Below are 13,367 nucleotides of genomic sequence, written 5' to 3'. Positions count from 1 at the left end.
AAAGAGATAAATGGCAAAGCTTACAAAACAAGAAATTAAAGCGCATAATATAGCTGTAGAACTATTAAAGAAAGAAGTATTAACCTACGAAGAAAAGATAACAGTCTTTGAAAAATTTAACGAATCCGCTACATCCGTAAATTCAGAAACCGGGGCATTTTTTACACCCCACGACTTAGCCAACGACTTTAGCCTTAACATTTACAGCGAGGCTAAAACCATAGATTTATGTGCAGGAATAGGGATGTTAGCTTTTGCAGCGTACCACTATCGGGACTGTACTGATATTGCCTGTGTAGAATTGAATCCTATATATTATGAAATAGGCAAAAAGCTGTTACCAGAAGCTAAATGGATAAATGATTCAATGTTTAACTACAAAGAATTTGGGCATTTCGACCAAGCTATATCAAACCCACCATTCGGCAAAATCAAAACAGGATTGGATGCAGAAGCATGAAATATACTGCGCCAAAACATCAGCTGATCCTCACGAGCAATCCGGATATCACTTATAACGGCGACCGGAACCGGCTCGAACAAGTATTGAATAACTTTCTTTCAAACGCAATTAAATATTCGCCGGAGGCCACGCAGGTGATCATTGGCAGCTATGTAGATCATGACAATATTATTGTCTCTGTGCAGGATTTCGGGATTGGAATAGTCAAAGAGAATCTCGATAAATTGTTCGACCGATATTACCGGGTCGATAACACGGCCATTCGTTTTGAAGGTTTAGGCCTCGGGCTATTTATTTCTGCTGAAATTTTACGGCGCCACGGAGGAAGTTTCTGGATCGAAAGCGAGCCCGGCGCAGGTTCAACATTTTATTTCCGGCTGCCCCTTGGCGGGCCTGAAAAGCAGGAAGTAACCAGGACAGCCACTTATTACCGCGACCGGCACATTTCCATCAACTTTAACTCGAGACATAACCGGTTGGATGTAGATTGGACTGGTTTTCACGATCTGGAATCTGTTAAACAGGGTTGTATGATCATGTGGGAAATGCTGGAGAAAAACAAATGTGACCGGGTCGTCAATGATAATACGCATGTGCTGGGCAACTGGTCTGAAGCAGCGGAATGGGTAGGTAACGTTTGGTTTCCAATGATGGAAAAAGCAGGGCTGAAATATTTTGCCCATGTTTTTTCATCCAGCACTTTTAGCCAGCTGTCAGCACGGAAAAGCATCGATATCATGGCCGGAATTATCACAACGCAGTATTTTACGGATGTTGAATCGGCCAAAGAGTGGGTGAACAGGCAGGATACATAAGCAAGCCTTCTAAACAACTCGTGTTTTAAGGCTCGAATTACTGAGATTGAAAAATTTCAGCGAAATTTCATTTTCAGATCCATTATGAGGTATTCAGTTCTTATTAACTAACCAAATCCGTTCAAACATCCTAATATGCTGATAATGACAGCGCCTCCTTTCATTCTATGGTCTCCGGTTGTCAGGAACATGAACTGGTGGTTAACGTAACATTCATGAAAATGTGTTGGTCTATAGAAAATTACGTCGCAAACGCCCGAAGAATTATACCTGGAAAAAGTTGACATTGATTGAAAACATATTTAAGCGTCAAATAAAAACAACAAGAAATTATGAAGTAAATAGCGAAAACATTTGCCCTTACAAGGGATAACTTGATAGTAAATTAAATAGTCGAGATATATCTCTCCTTTCCGGCTAGCAATGCTGCGCTTAAAATCAGGTCGCTGTTAGTACATAATTTCACTATGTTGTTAGCAACATCTGCAATGGATCGTGCTTGTACTCAGCTTCCAGCTGGATATAAATAATGCATACCGATTGATCCGGAGAACTTTTAACCCTATCACCGGTGGGGTAAAGCCGCAGATATCTTAACGGCATAAACTACACTATTCAAGTAATTGACACGCCCCCTGTTATCACGAAAGATCACCAAAGATAAGATAACAGGGGGCGTTCCCCGGGCGGGCGATAGCCCGCCGCCGGGCATTTTTGACCATAAGGGGGATTGCCCCCCCTTAACAGTATATTAGTTATAAATCAAGGCTTCGCTACCCCGCACCGCAAAATCACAGCAAAGATTAAAAGCGGTTTGCGCCCTTTGCCTGGCTGTCCCGTCCATGATAGATTTAAACTTGGCTTCATCATTTTTGAAACTGCGTATGTTTTGAAAATACCCTGTTACGCTATTATAAGCACCGAACACCGTTCCGGCTGTGGTTTCCATCTGCTGGGTCTGGCTACCTAATGCGTACTCATACACGTTATCTACCATATTAATATATTGGGTAGAGAGCAAATCTAATTTGCCCTCAGCTAAATTCCCTAAAACCTCTTTGTTAAGTGCCATTGCAATCTGTATCAGTTTTTTAACCTGTGCGTCAGTAATGCGCACTTTTGCCCACTGGTTAAATAAGCCTTCAAATTCACCTGCTAAAGATTTACTGATACCCATTAAGGTATGCGCCTGTTTAAGCCTTTCGGTAGCGGAGGCGGTATGGCGTATTTTAATCGCCCCTGAATGGTTATTCATAGCTGCGTTAAGTGTGTTGTTACAAACTATCCTAATCGGCGTAAAAGCTGCTGTTATACTCCCTAAACCGTCATGCGTAGTAGTTAAAAACAAATATTGTTCTATCCAATCTTTAGTACCCACCCTTATATAATCGGGTAATTTGGCGGTAATAAAAACCCGTTCACCGTTGCCCAGTGCCCCCGCCGTTTCGTATAAAATACCATCGCCACCGCCTACGATTTCATCAAAGAATGAAAACGCATCACGATTTTGTACTACTTCGTAATCGTTGCCAACTACGCCTAAAACCTGTTCGGTATCTGCCCGAACGGTTGCAAAAAAATTAGGTACTTCAATTTCAGGAATTATTACATCGTAGCTGCTCTCACCTAAATGGTTAGCGGTATCATAAGTAAACAAAGGCCGTTTTTCTACTATGTAATCTAAACCCGCGTGCTGTATCGCTTCGCTGCTTGTTGGGTAGCGGTCTATAATCTGCCCCAAGCCGTGCCAGGCTTTTTCTTTTACGCTCATAAAGCTATTTTTGCCTGTTTTCTGATTGAAATTTATTTGATGTGCCATGATGTTTATTTTTTAGTTTTAAATCCATTATTTCGGTTTCGATAACCTGTATATTTTCGGTGCTGCCTATGCTGTAATCTGCTTTGGATTGCAATTCGGAAATAGCATCGTGTACGCTTTGGTAACTGGTTTTAATTTTCACACTTTGACCAGTAAAAAAATTGTGTCCTCCATTGCTTTAAAATTCGTAGGTATTCATAAAATCGCTTAATTCTATTTGAAACCTTGCCGGGTTTTCTCTTGCCAGTGTTTCGGCGTAGCCCTCCCAAAATATTTGGTTGGTCAGTTCTATAAATTGCTCGTACATAGAAATGCTGTTTTTTGTAAAACCATAAAAAATGCTCACCATCCCGTTACTTTCGGGATGGGAGCACAATTTGTTTAAGCATTGGGAAAAATGATATTCGATTCGATCTCGGCCAGTTTTTCGTGGCAAGCGTCGAAAATGAATTGTGAAACCATCCGGATAAGGTTTGGCGTGTTGGTGACAAACTCCCGGCCTTTATCATCTTTAATAATCAGCTTGCAGCCCTGATAAGGGTTATATTCCAGTTCGTCATTTTCCTCAATCAATTTCACCTCAAAATCTTCCAGTAACTTGATGCGGGATAAGAGGGTAATACGCTGAATGCTTAAGCGGTGCAGGCTCTCCACCGATTTCAAAGTTTGCTCTAAGTTCAAAGCGAATTTTTTAGGCTCGGCGTTTACTTCGTCCGTTTTAACCGCTTCCGCTTTCACTTCGCCGACTTTGTCAGGTTCGGCTTTCGGTTCGCCTATCCCTTGTCCTGCGGTAAAGGGCGCAACGTTAGCGGGTTGGTTATCCACTGTAGTGGAGCTACCGGTCTTAATCTCGGCAGGATTGGCTTTGCCGGTTTGCGAAGTTTGAACAGGTGTTTGATCTTTAGCGATTTCATCTTGTTTAGCTTCCTTTCCTGTCAGGCTTGGGCGGTTTTCAATACGGTTAACTGTTTGGTTGTTTTTTGCTGCTGCACCTTGTACACCGTTTGCATTTTTTTCTGCTGTTTTCATTTTTTAAATGATTTAAAAGGGTTAAAAATTTGTTTTTCGTTTCCCTCTTTCCCGAAGAATTCCCTGAAAAGCTATTTTTCAAAAGAAAAAACGGTAAAAAAGAAAGTCAAAAAGACGGTCGAAAAGCCCGGGCGGGAGAACTATAAGTCCCGGAGGGTGGCCGCAGCGCAGCGAAGGACATTATGCGTTCGTACGACCGGGCTGACCGATCTTGACGCCGCTTTTGTCCGTTTTCTTTGGAAAATAGCATCTTAGAAGCATCTGCAATTTTAGCAGGAAATTAAGTGCAGAAAGAAGGCGAGCGCAGCTTTTCCCGGCGTAATTAAATGAAGCGGGTAAACAAGTGAAGTCCTGAAAGATGCGCTTAATTGGGATTGGAGGCAGTTTGAAGGAAAAGCGGTTGCTTTTGCAGTGCAGCGAAAATGCAGCAGCGAAGCTGTTGATATCGAATAGAATCAGTCACCTGGCAGGGATCGAAGCGACATCCTTTTCATGGAAAAGATACAGCAAAAAGCCCGTCCGGAGGGGCAGCTGATGCAATTCGATAAAATATTAATACTAGCCAGTCTATGTTAATAAGCAGATATTTTTTGCTTTGATATATTATCCCTTTGAACAACTTCTTAAACCAATAATAGGATTTAGCCGGATTAGAAAAAAATATTTGAAAGTGTTAAAACAATTTTCGAAAATTGTCATTAAATTGTTTCGAAAGAAGAAATAACCAGTTTCATTAGACTATTAATCAACATGTTCCTAATTTTTTTAAAGAAAATCAACGAAAATGTCAAGAGCAAAACAACTCAATTTTGCTGTAAGGTATTTAACAGCGATTGAAAAAAAACACTCAGATTATTTCACCCAAAATAATCTAAAAATTATGGACTGTATAACAATTTCTGAGAGTCCAATATGTAGCGTTCACATCAAGAACGAAGCTTTACCTTTTGAAATTAAGGATGACATAGAATCAATGTTCTGGTGTTATTAAACTAAAATCATTAATTATCCGTTAAATTGGCTGATTTTAGCCGATACGACCGGTTTAAGAAAATAAAAAGCCCTGAATTATCGGGGCTTTTATTATTCAATCCGGAAATCACGCTATTTTGTTTACCGAACCAACCTTTCATTTTTTTAGATTACCATTCTTAGCGAATTATAGACTTTTAAGATCCTTTCTTATTCGGCTTTTCAGCGCTGATATTTTCGTCATCACGATATCGAGGTACTTGAAACCTCTATCAAGAAATAAAGATGATTTACCATTTTTATGCAATTGTCGGTTAAAGCATTTGAATAAGAAATTTGCAACATTCTAAGCTGTCTTAAAGTGTGGTTTAGCTTATAAGAGGAAGTCAATTTTTCAACGTCAATTAATTATGTTTTAAATCAAAAACTTGTATTTTGGAGGAATATAGAATTCTTCGCCGGAATAAAGGCACGTGGATATTTGATAATTTAAGACAAATGATACTAAGCCGTCTCTGCAGACTTCAAATAGGAATCCGGCGGGATCAGTGCATCAACAGACACATTTAAAGCTTTTGCTAATTCCAGCACAGTACTTATGGTTGGATTTGCAACACCTCTTTCAATTTTCCCGATCTGAGAAGTATTGATTCCGGAAAGAACCCATAATTCGTGTTGTGACAATAGTTGAGAAGTACGTATATCTCTCAATCTATCACCAAGCACTTTATTAAATTCTTCATTTCGGTTGATCATCCCAACCCCGAAATTGAAATATAAAAACGTGATTTATCCGCTCATATATGATCGATTTTCTTTATTTTAGCTGAAGTAAACATAGTCGAATCAACCAACAATGTACGATTCTTTTAAAACAGCTTTAATAGCCCGGCAACTTGGCGAACTTGAACTCAGCGATGAGTTTAAAACGCGGGCATTCGAGATGGGTTTTAATACATTGGGGGATATCGTGCAGATAGCGCCGGATGCCCTTCTGAGTAAGAAAGAATTTAATTATAACTGGTTGGGGGAACTGATCACTTTTCTCAGTGATAAAAAATTATTACACTTACTGCAGCCACTACCGGGAAGTAATCCCTCCTGATCCGTTCAGTCATTTTTTGAAGCAGTTCCAGCACTCCAGCCGCAGTCTTTTGGCTGATGCTGTAATATTCCTTACTTAAACTTCCCTGGGAAATCGTCAGCTGGCGTTTGGTCGAAAAGTGTACAGTACAAAATTTAAAAACCGCTTTTAAGGTATCGGAGGCAGCAACACCGCCGTCAAACAATGCCTTGATTAGGCAGGCCAGTTGCGCCACCGAAAGATCAAGCCCGATCTTATCCAGGATACCCGCGCTTAAGTTTAACGCTCTTTCCTCGATAAGCTGTTTTTCAAGGCGCTCAACCTCCTCCATCAGCCAGCCTTTGAGCATGATCCCGATACAGGGCCAGTTGGGATCATAAGCAGGGATTTGTTCGGTGATCCTGGGCTGTAACCGCGCTGACTGCAGCCGCAATTCCACTATCTGTGCGGAGAGCGGCAGGACAGTTACCGATGATCCTATCTTATCCCGGAGGTATTTAAAAAAACCGAGGTGATTAAAATTCAAAGCGATCAGCTTATTGGTTAACATTTCGTTGATTCCCCTACTTCCCTGACCATCAAATAAAACCGGCAGCTCTTTTAAAAAAGATGCTATATAAGACAGAAAACCAAAAGGAATGCAATTTAAAGGTTCTCCTTCGAACAGGTAGGAGAAGGTGGATATCAACAATTCCTGAAGCTCTGGATCAATCTTCTCATCCGCCCAACGATCCGACAACAACTCGAAAATCGGTTTTAACTGTGCCAGCTTAAAATCCTGGTAAGCCGCGGGCATTAACATTCGCTGGTCAATATACCGGCCAAAATAGGTATACAAGTGATCCGCCAGGGCTACCAGTTGCTGGACAGTGTCCTTAATATCCAGGGTCGAACCATCAATTTGCTCCAGCAGGTAGCCGATTTCACGCATATGAAACGTAAAATAACGCTCCAGCGTTTCATCTCCGGCATCTGAAAAAACAGCAAAAGCCCAGGCATCCCGGGCTTTGCTGCAAAATTCTTCATACCTGTCCATAAAAGGTCTTACACCAGGTTCCGTTACAATAATTTCCGGATAGCCAGCTTTATGAAGCTGACCAACAAGTTCCATTACCGTTGTTAATTCGTTCCTGAGCAAAACTTTTTTATTTAGATCAGTTGAAATTCAAGTTAATTTTTATTGAAATGGGTAGTCGTTATGACCGTAGTACAGGTCGTTGTTGTATCTCCGGCTGTGGAGGTTTCAGGACTTCTGGCCTCAGTTTTACTGTAATTGTACAATGACTGAATTTCTCTTTTGGGTAAATTTCTTTTTGTCGTTTTCATATTATTATTTTTTACTATATTACTATATTAAATAATCACCTAAAATTATGTTACATAAATGACAGCATTGTCTATGTGAAATTTAAACTCTTCTATATGACTGATAAAATTGCGCTTATAAGTAGCCGAAAAGTCGCCGGGCATACCATTTTCTGGGTCTTATTTATCATCTATGAACAGTCAACTGTCTATTATATAAACAGAAATCTTGGCTCTGTCGCCAATTTTTGTTATTATTATTTGGTTAACATCGGTGTATTTTATTGTCATGTCATATTGCTAAATGAGACCATGGGAAAGGACAAGCCAAAATATTTCCTTTGCTTGCTCTTAACCCTGGTGGAAATGTTGGTTTTTATGCTCATTAAGGGAGCAGGAGAATATTGGCTGGACAAAGGACACTATAACTTTACTCATAATTTTCCCTTATATAAAAAATTCGTAGTTATTGATTCCCTGAGAAATATCTATTATGCAGGTATGGCTACCATATACTGGACCATCAGCCACATGGCTGAATTTCGCAAAAAAACAGCTGAAGCGGAGATCAGTCAGCTCGGCCTGGCCCGGGACAACGCACAGCTGGAGACAAATCTGGCCAATACACGCAATGCCTATTTACAACACCAGCTCAATCCGCATCTGCTTTTTAATACCCTAAACTTTATCTACAACTCCGTTTATAAACTGTCGGAGGATGGAGGGAAAGCAGTCTTGTTATTGGCAGAGATCATGAGGTTCACGCTAAAAAAGACTGACCATGAAGGTAAAGTAGCCTTATCAGACGAGATCGAACAGCTGGAAAACCTGATCACTATTAACCGTTACCGGTATCATTATCCGCTCGAAATTGATTTAGTGCTCCAGGGCGACCTCGGCCCTTTTCATATCATCCCGCTGATCCTACTTACGCTGGCAGAAAACCTGTTCAAGCATGGAGATATGAATAGCCATAAGGCCATTGTCCGACTGAGTGTCACTGAAAGCGGTCTCCTCCGGTTTTCCACTGCCAATACCAAAAAAAACCGTGCGCCAGGCGTTTCAGAAAAAGGGATCGGGATAGAGAATACCCGGCTACGGCTTGAACATACCTACAAAAACCATTATAACCTGGATACGAGAGAAACCGACAGTACCTTTCAATTGGACCTGACCATACAATTATGACGATCACCACTTACATTATCGATGATGAATATCATGCCGTAGAGGTGTTAACCGATTATATCGGCAAGACACCCGGTCTGACACTTACCGGATCCTCCACAGATCCGCTACAGGCATTGGAAGCAATTACAACAATGCAAGCCCCCTGGCTCACTTTCCTTGACGTGGATATGCCCGGCCTTTCCGGCATAGAACTGGGAAAACTCATCAGCGGAAGTACTAAAGTTATCTTTACCACCTCCTACCGGGAGTTCGGTCCAGAAGCATTTGAATTGGGTGCAGCTGACTACCTGCTCAAACCTATTTCTTATGAGCGTTTCCTGAAGTGTGTTCAAAAGATCCGAACCGAACTTTCATCAAAAGACGATCAACATGTCAAAGAACCTTTTTCATTTTTTGTAAAAACGGATATCAAGGGCAAGCTTGTCCGGATCATGGCTAATGACATTATCTATATTTCCAGCGACCAGAATTACCTTCATATACACCTTTCCCATGAAAAGATCAAAGCCTACCTGACCATGAGTGAACTCCTGGAGCAACTGCCGGCTGCCCAGTTCTGCAGGACCCACCGGTCCTATATCGTCAACCTGAATTGTGTTAAGGGAGTCGAACCGGGGCAAATCCGGTTATCTAATCAGGTGGTAATCGATCTCGGGCGGACTTACAGAGATGAACTGATGCAGCGGTTAAATTCCACGCTGATCATCAGTCACCGGGACCGCAATGCCTGATTAATTTCTACGAGAACGCGCAGCCAGCGAAACCGCGTACTTATGCAGGTGATGATAAATCATTCCCTCGTGTTCCCGCTGCCGGGAAGCAAAAAGCCTGTTCAGCTGCATATGAACAAGGTCGGCCAGCAGGTTTTCCCGCTGCGGAACCGGCCAGTGCGTGGTTGCTGTTGCCAAGCCGGACAGCTTATCCATCATCAGCTCCCAATACGCTGACCCGCTGCCCGGATCTCTTTTCTCCTCCAGCGCGGTCCGCAGGGATCCCGAATAACGGCGGTACCGCTGATCCAGGTCTGACAGGAGCTGGTCATCCGCCTTAAACTCGTTTAAAAACCGGCTGCCGGACCGGTCCAGGAAAAGGGCCAGTACCGCCAGGTCTGCGATAAATAACCGGCACATCTCCCAGACCATGCTAAAAGGATCCATCTCCCCTACCCCGGCTTCCTGATTTATTTCCGCTGACTTCAGGGCCAGGATATATTCACTGCCCGCGCAGAAAAAATCTTCCACGCTTTCGATCAATTCGGGGGAATACCGCTCCAGCTCCCGGCTGTAGGTATCCTGCCGGTATTCCCGCACCAGCTCCCGGTGTGAACCACCTGCCAGCTTTTTACCTAAGGCTTCCAGCAGGAATCCGGAGCCTGCCCCGTCGGTCCGGAAGCGGATGCGGAGATGGGTTTCGGGGTCCTGGTAACGGATAAAGAACCATCCCCTGATCCTGGTTCTGTAACGTTCCAACACCGGAAGCACCACTTCCAGCAGGATCCGGTCCGCGCTCCCCGGCGTACAATAAATTTTAACATACAGCCATTCCCCGCCGGGCAGGAAAGTCCTTTCCGGCAGCGGGCTGACCGGCGTAGCCGCAGGCGAAATTCCCCGGTAAACTGCTGTGTTCCGTTTCAGTAAGGCCATGCCCTGGCCGGCCAGCCGTTTTCTCTCCGAGGTCACCCCATCACCGGGAAAAAGATACTCGCGGAGCACCGCGGTTTTCGCTTCCTTCAGACAGGCTAAAAAGAACAAAGCTTCCCCGTCATCGCCCAGGTCAAAGACCAGTTGCTGATCGCTCAGCCCCAGGGACACATGCCGGGGAATCCCGCGCTCCTGCCGAAAGATATGGAGCCTACCCAGTGAACTGGGCTTTGCGGTCAGCCCCTCCAGTTCCGCGGTCCTCAGGTGCCAGCGGGCCAGGCTGATGATGCAATCGCGGTAAACTATCCGCGGGTAATATTCCATCCCGGGGAATAATCTTTCCGGGTTAAAGGAAAGGTCTGCCCGCAGCCCCTCGAACTGCAGGTCACACAACAGGCGAAACAGGGAAAGCTCATTATGATGATAATTATAAGCAGTAGGCAAACGGGGTACTACCCGTTTGCCCAGGCCCAGGGATTCCAGCACCAGGGTGTCGCCCCGTACGGAGAGCAGCAGGTCTTCCGGCGGGATCTGGAGGCTTCCAGCAGCCCCGGGAAATACATTAAGCGGGATGACATGTCCGTAAACCGGTCGCCGCCGGTTGATATTGTCCACATGCCGGTGGGAACGCTGGTGGATCTCGGCAAAGACTACCTCCGGGTTGGCAGCGGATTCTGCTTCCGCCAGCTCCCGGCAAAGGGCCTCTACCGCCGGGCTGAACACGGAAAAACGCCCGGTCAGGGCGGTGGCAGAAGCCCCGCCGATACTTTCCAGCACCAGCTTTCCGCCGGCCTGGCTGTACAGGACGGCCAGGCTCGGCGGGAGCTGCAGGGCCGGATCCGTCGGTTGCAGGTCCAGCAGGTCTTCATCCGCAATCATCACGGGATCAAAAGTATGACGCTGACCGTTTCCCAGCCAGATGCGCAGGAACAGCCGGTGAACCGCGCTCCATTCCAGTTCACTCCTGCCCTCCCCTTTTACCGGGAACCTAAGGCCTTCCAACATGCTCTGCCCGCCGGATTCCCGGTGCAGCTGACCATAACTGATGCCGGCATCAGGATCCAGCGCTTTTAACAGCGGGACCCGCTGCGACTCAAATTTGGCTTTAAAGGCCTGCTTAAACTCCTGCAAAACCCGGTTCGGGTATTGCGGAACGATTTTTTGCAGCATCGCAATCACGGCTTGCAGCTGTTCCTGTACCTGCCGGTTCATGCCCCCTTTCAACCAGGGCCGTTCCAGCGCGGCATAAAACAAGGGTGCCGAACCGGCTGCGGCTACCCCGGGCTCCGCCATGCGCCGCCTTTCCGCCAGTTGAAACAGCCGCCCGCTTTCCGATAAGCGGAGGGATAATGGCCCCCGCCATTCCCAGGGGCTGACCAGGTCACCGGCGGCACCACAGCCTTTTTCTTCGATCAGGCCCGGGGTATGCGGGGTAAATAAGACTTCCTCCTGTACCAGGAAAGCGACATAATCCGCGGCTTCAGCCGGAGAACAATCGGAGCGGTTCAGCAAACCCTCGATCAATACCGCGCTGCTCACGGGCTCTTTGCGGGTTTTGTGGACCAGGTAATTGTTTAATTTTTCTGCGGCAAGGCCCTGGAGCGAAAAGACCAGCCTTCCTGAAGCTTCCGCCACGGACCGGGTATAGCGCCAGGCATCCCCCAGCCGGTAAAGCGTCGGGTTGGCGCTTAACAGCAAATCCATATCATCTGCTTGGGTCGGGGCCTCCGGTCCTGCCTTCCACTCCATGGCGGGCAGCAAATGCAAAATCGAGTTCGCCCCGGCATCCAGCCGGACCTGGCCTTCGGCAGACCAGCCGGTCAGGCTGAAAGCGGCAAAAGCTCCGAACGGTGTCGGCCGGAAAGACATCCGGTTATAATATTTATACAGCGTCAGCTTTTCCTTTTCCTGCAACGCCCCAAAGTCAAAATCCTTCTTCTCCAACACCCTGTAAAATACCGGGCTGGCCAGCCAGAGGGCATTACGAAAATCTTCCCTAACGAGCACTTCCGGCATTTTCGCCAGTGCATAATCTTCAAAACTATAAAAAGGTGTTCTCAAAAACACCTGATCTAAAAAATCATATCGCTCATTATCAACCATATCAATGCAAATCAAAGGGTATACTACCCATTTCATACTGTTTTACCATTTCTCCCCCACCTTACTTTGTCCTAACCAAAACAAACGCCATGAGATCTTTCATCAAATCCGCCGTCCCGTTCCTGCTCATCATCCTATTTACTTATGCCGCTGCCAGCAAGCTCATAGATGTTGACCGTTTTCGCAGCCAGCTTTACCTGCAGCCATTTGCTCATGGACTAGCCGATGTGCTGCTTTACATACTCCCGGCAGGAGAACTTACGCTGGCCGGGCTGCTCTGCTTTAACCGAACCCGCTTCATTGGCCTCTTACTGTCTACCTTACTCATGGCAGCGTTTACCGCTTACATATCTTTGATTCTACTACACTTTTGGGGCAAAGTCCCCTGCTCCTGTGGCGGAATTCTCGAAAATATGTCATGGCCTGTACACCTGGCTTTTAACTGGGCTTTTCTTTTAGCGGGTATTACGGCCATTGCCTTGCAACTTGCAGACAATAAACGCAAACATTACGAATTGACCTGACCACGTTTTCCATAACGATCCAACGGGGGAAAGCTGAAAACCCGCAGAAAAGAGTAGGCATTTTTTTATTCATTATTTAAGTTTTTCGTTTGCTTTTTAGTAAAAATAGCATCCCGGTACCATGAAAAATTCAAAAGCAGCCATCGTAGCCCTCGCCTTCGTTTTAGGCATCGGCGGCGCGTTCAGCACTCATGCGGCTAAAGCCAGTAACAAACCAACCGCCGTTTGGTGGAAGTTCAACGGCACCCAGGCGCAGATCGGCGACCCTAGCCAGTACGCCTTCAGCTCCCTGGAACCCACCTGTTCCACAGGATCTAACCGCTGCGCGGTTCAGGCCAACCGCAGCACCGCCAATCCTGCCCAGCCGGACCTGTCTACTATTACGCATGAAGACTTGAAACCCTGATCCTCGCTGATGTTGA

At 45.4% G+C, this 13,367-nt stretch carries 13 protein-coding genes; 6 read left to right on the top strand and 7 right to left on the bottom strand.

Annotation, left to right across the window (positions count from 1 at the left end):
- Window positions 1-10: 10 nt before the first annotated feature.
- Together AC1DYB_RS25355 and AC1DYB_RS25350 are read left to right on the top strand one after the other, a co-directional pair.
- Window positions 11-460, top strand: a complete 450-nt coding sequence (locus AC1DYB_RS25355) for a class I SAM-dependent methyltransferase (RefSeq protein ID WP_477439069.1) — start codon at window positions 11-13, stop codon at window positions 458-460.
- Window positions 457-1,278: a sensor histidine kinase gene (locus tag AC1DYB_RS25350; protein ID WP_477439067.1), complete on the top strand. Its 822-nt coding sequence runs from the start codon at window positions 457-459 to the stop codon at window positions 1,276-1,278. The genes AC1DYB_RS25355 and AC1DYB_RS25350 overlap by 4 nt, the downstream gene beginning before the upstream one ends.
- Before the next feature lie 751 nt (window positions 1,279-2,029).
- Here the strand turns inward: AC1DYB_RS25350 and AC1DYB_RS25345 are convergent.
- From AC1DYB_RS25345 to AC1DYB_RS25320, 6 genes are all read right to left on the bottom strand, one after another.
- Window positions 2,030-3,097, bottom strand: coding sequence for a DUF932 domain-containing protein (locus AC1DYB_RS25345; protein ID WP_477439065.1), 1,068 nt, complete (start codon window positions 3,095-3,097; stop codon window positions 2,030-2,032).
- Window positions 3,054-3,239 carry a hypothetical protein gene (locus AC1DYB_RS25340; RefSeq protein WP_477439063.1) on the bottom strand — a complete coding sequence of 62 codons (186 nt, stop codon included), beginning with the start codon at window positions 3,237-3,239 and terminating at the stop codon, window positions 3,054-3,056. Before AC1DYB_RS25340 ends, AC1DYB_RS25345 begins: the two co-directional genes overlap by 44 nt.
- A 36-nt stretch (window positions 3,240-3,275) precedes the next feature.
- Window positions 3,276-3,404 carry a hypothetical protein gene (locus AC1DYB_RS25335; protein ID WP_477439061.1) on the bottom strand — a complete coding sequence of 43 codons (129 nt, stop codon included), beginning with the start codon at window positions 3,402-3,404 and terminating at the stop codon, window positions 3,276-3,278.
- A gap of 74 nt (window positions 3,405-3,478) precedes the next feature.
- Window positions 3,479-4,126 carry a hypothetical protein gene (locus tag AC1DYB_RS25330; RefSeq protein WP_477439059.1) on the bottom strand — a complete coding sequence of 216 codons (648 nt, stop codon included), beginning with the start codon at window positions 4,124-4,126 and terminating at the stop codon, window positions 3,479-3,481.
- A 1,476-nt stretch (window positions 4,127-5,602) separates the two neighbouring features.
- Window positions 5,603-5,854, bottom strand: coding sequence for a helix-turn-helix domain-containing protein (locus AC1DYB_RS25325; protein ID WP_477439057.1), 252 nt, complete (start codon window positions 5,852-5,854; stop codon window positions 5,603-5,605).
- Window positions 5,855-6,144: 290 nt separating this feature from the next.
- On the bottom strand, window positions 6,145-7,320 hold the full coding sequence (locus tag AC1DYB_RS25320; protein WP_477439055.1) for a hypothetical protein: 1,176 nt from the start codon (window positions 7,318-7,320) through the stop codon (window positions 6,145-6,147).
- Window positions 7,321-7,799: 479 nt separating this feature from the next.
- Here AC1DYB_RS25320 and AC1DYB_RS25315 point away from each other — a divergent pair, with 479 nt between their 5' ends.
- Window positions 7,800-8,675 carry a sensor histidine kinase gene (locus AC1DYB_RS25315; RefSeq protein WP_477439053.1) on the top strand — a complete coding sequence of 292 codons (876 nt, stop codon included), beginning with the start codon at window positions 7,800-7,802 and terminating at the stop codon, window positions 8,673-8,675.
- Window positions 8,672-9,409, top strand: coding sequence for a LytR/AlgR family response regulator transcription factor (locus tag AC1DYB_RS25310; RefSeq protein ID WP_477439051.1), 738 nt, complete (start codon window positions 8,672-8,674; stop codon window positions 9,407-9,409). Before AC1DYB_RS25315 ends, AC1DYB_RS25310 begins: the two co-directional genes overlap by 4 nt.
- On the opposite strand, the gene AC1DYB_RS25305 is transcribed toward AC1DYB_RS25310, so the two are convergent.
- The gene (locus AC1DYB_RS25305; protein WP_477439049.1) at window positions 9,410-12,457 is read right to left on the bottom strand and encodes a lantibiotic dehydratase; all 3,048 of its coding nucleotides are present in this window, start codon (window positions 12,455-12,457) and stop codon (window positions 9,410-9,412) included.
- A 53-nt stretch (window positions 12,458-12,510) separates the two neighbouring features.
- Between AC1DYB_RS25305 and AC1DYB_RS25300 the strand changes: the two genes are divergently transcribed.
- Together AC1DYB_RS25300 and AC1DYB_RS25295 are read left to right on the top strand one after the other, a co-directional pair.
- Window positions 12,511-12,945 carry a MauE/DoxX family redox-associated membrane protein gene (locus tag AC1DYB_RS25300; protein WP_477439047.1) on the top strand — a complete coding sequence of 145 codons (435 nt, stop codon included), beginning with the start codon at window positions 12,511-12,513 and terminating at the stop codon, window positions 12,943-12,945.
- A gap of 121 nt (window positions 12,946-13,066) precedes the next feature.
- Window positions 13,067-13,351 (top strand): DUF6520 family protein, encoded by a 285-nt coding sequence (locus tag AC1DYB_RS25295; RefSeq protein ID WP_477439045.1) that lies wholly within the window; start codon window positions 13,067-13,069, stop codon window positions 13,349-13,351.
- Window positions 13,352-13,367: the final 16 nt, after the last annotated feature.

Source organism: Mucilaginibacter sp. P2_A4 (genome assembly GCF_056405015.1).
The sequence above is the reverse complement of the archived record's forward strand: the minus strand, read 5'-3'. Positions and strand labels throughout refer to the sequence as shown.

What these genes read in the sequence shown, in the direction of transcription:
- AC1DYB_RS25355 (WP_477439069.1), top strand. Translation starts at nt 11, where the DNA reads ATGGCAAAGCTTACAAAACAAGAAATTAAAGCGCATAATATAGCTGTA.
- AC1DYB_RS25350 (WP_477439067.1), top strand. Translation starts at nt 457, where the DNA reads ATGAAATATACTGCGCCAAAACATCAGCTGATCCTCACGAGCAATCCG.
- AC1DYB_RS25345 (WP_477439065.1), bottom strand. Translation starts at nt 3,097, where the DNA reads ATGGCACATCAAATAAATTTCAATCAGAAAACAGGCAAAAATAGCTTT.
- AC1DYB_RS25335 (WP_477439061.1), bottom strand. Translation starts at nt 3,404, where the DNA reads ATGTACGAGCAATTTATAGAACTGACCAACCAAATATTTTGGGAGGGC.
- AC1DYB_RS25330 (WP_477439059.1), bottom strand. Translation starts at nt 4,126, where the DNA reads ATGAAAACAGCAGAAAAAAATGCAAACGGTGTACAAGGTGCAGCAGCA.
- AC1DYB_RS25325 (WP_477439057.1), bottom strand. Translation starts at nt 5,854, where the DNA reads ATGATCAACCGAAATGAAGAATTTAATAAAGTGCTTGGTGATAGATTG.
- AC1DYB_RS25315 (WP_477439053.1), top strand. Translation starts at nt 7,800, where the DNA reads ATGGGAAAGGACAAGCCAAAATATTTCCTTTGCTTGCTCTTAACCCTG.
- AC1DYB_RS25310 (WP_477439051.1), top strand. Translation starts at nt 8,672, where the DNA reads ATGACGATCACCACTTACATTATCGATGATGAATATCATGCCGTAGAG.
- AC1DYB_RS25305 (WP_477439049.1), bottom strand. Translation starts at nt 12,457, where the DNA reads ATGAAATGGGTAGTATACCCTTTGATTTGCATTGATATGGTTGATAAT.
- AC1DYB_RS25300 (WP_477439047.1), top strand. Translation starts at nt 12,511, where the DNA reads ATGAGATCTTTCATCAAATCCGCCGTCCCGTTCCTGCTCATCATCCTA.
- AC1DYB_RS25295 (WP_477439045.1), top strand. Translation starts at nt 13,067, where the DNA reads ATGAAAAATTCAAAAGCAGCCATCGTAGCCCTCGCCTTCGTTTTAGGC.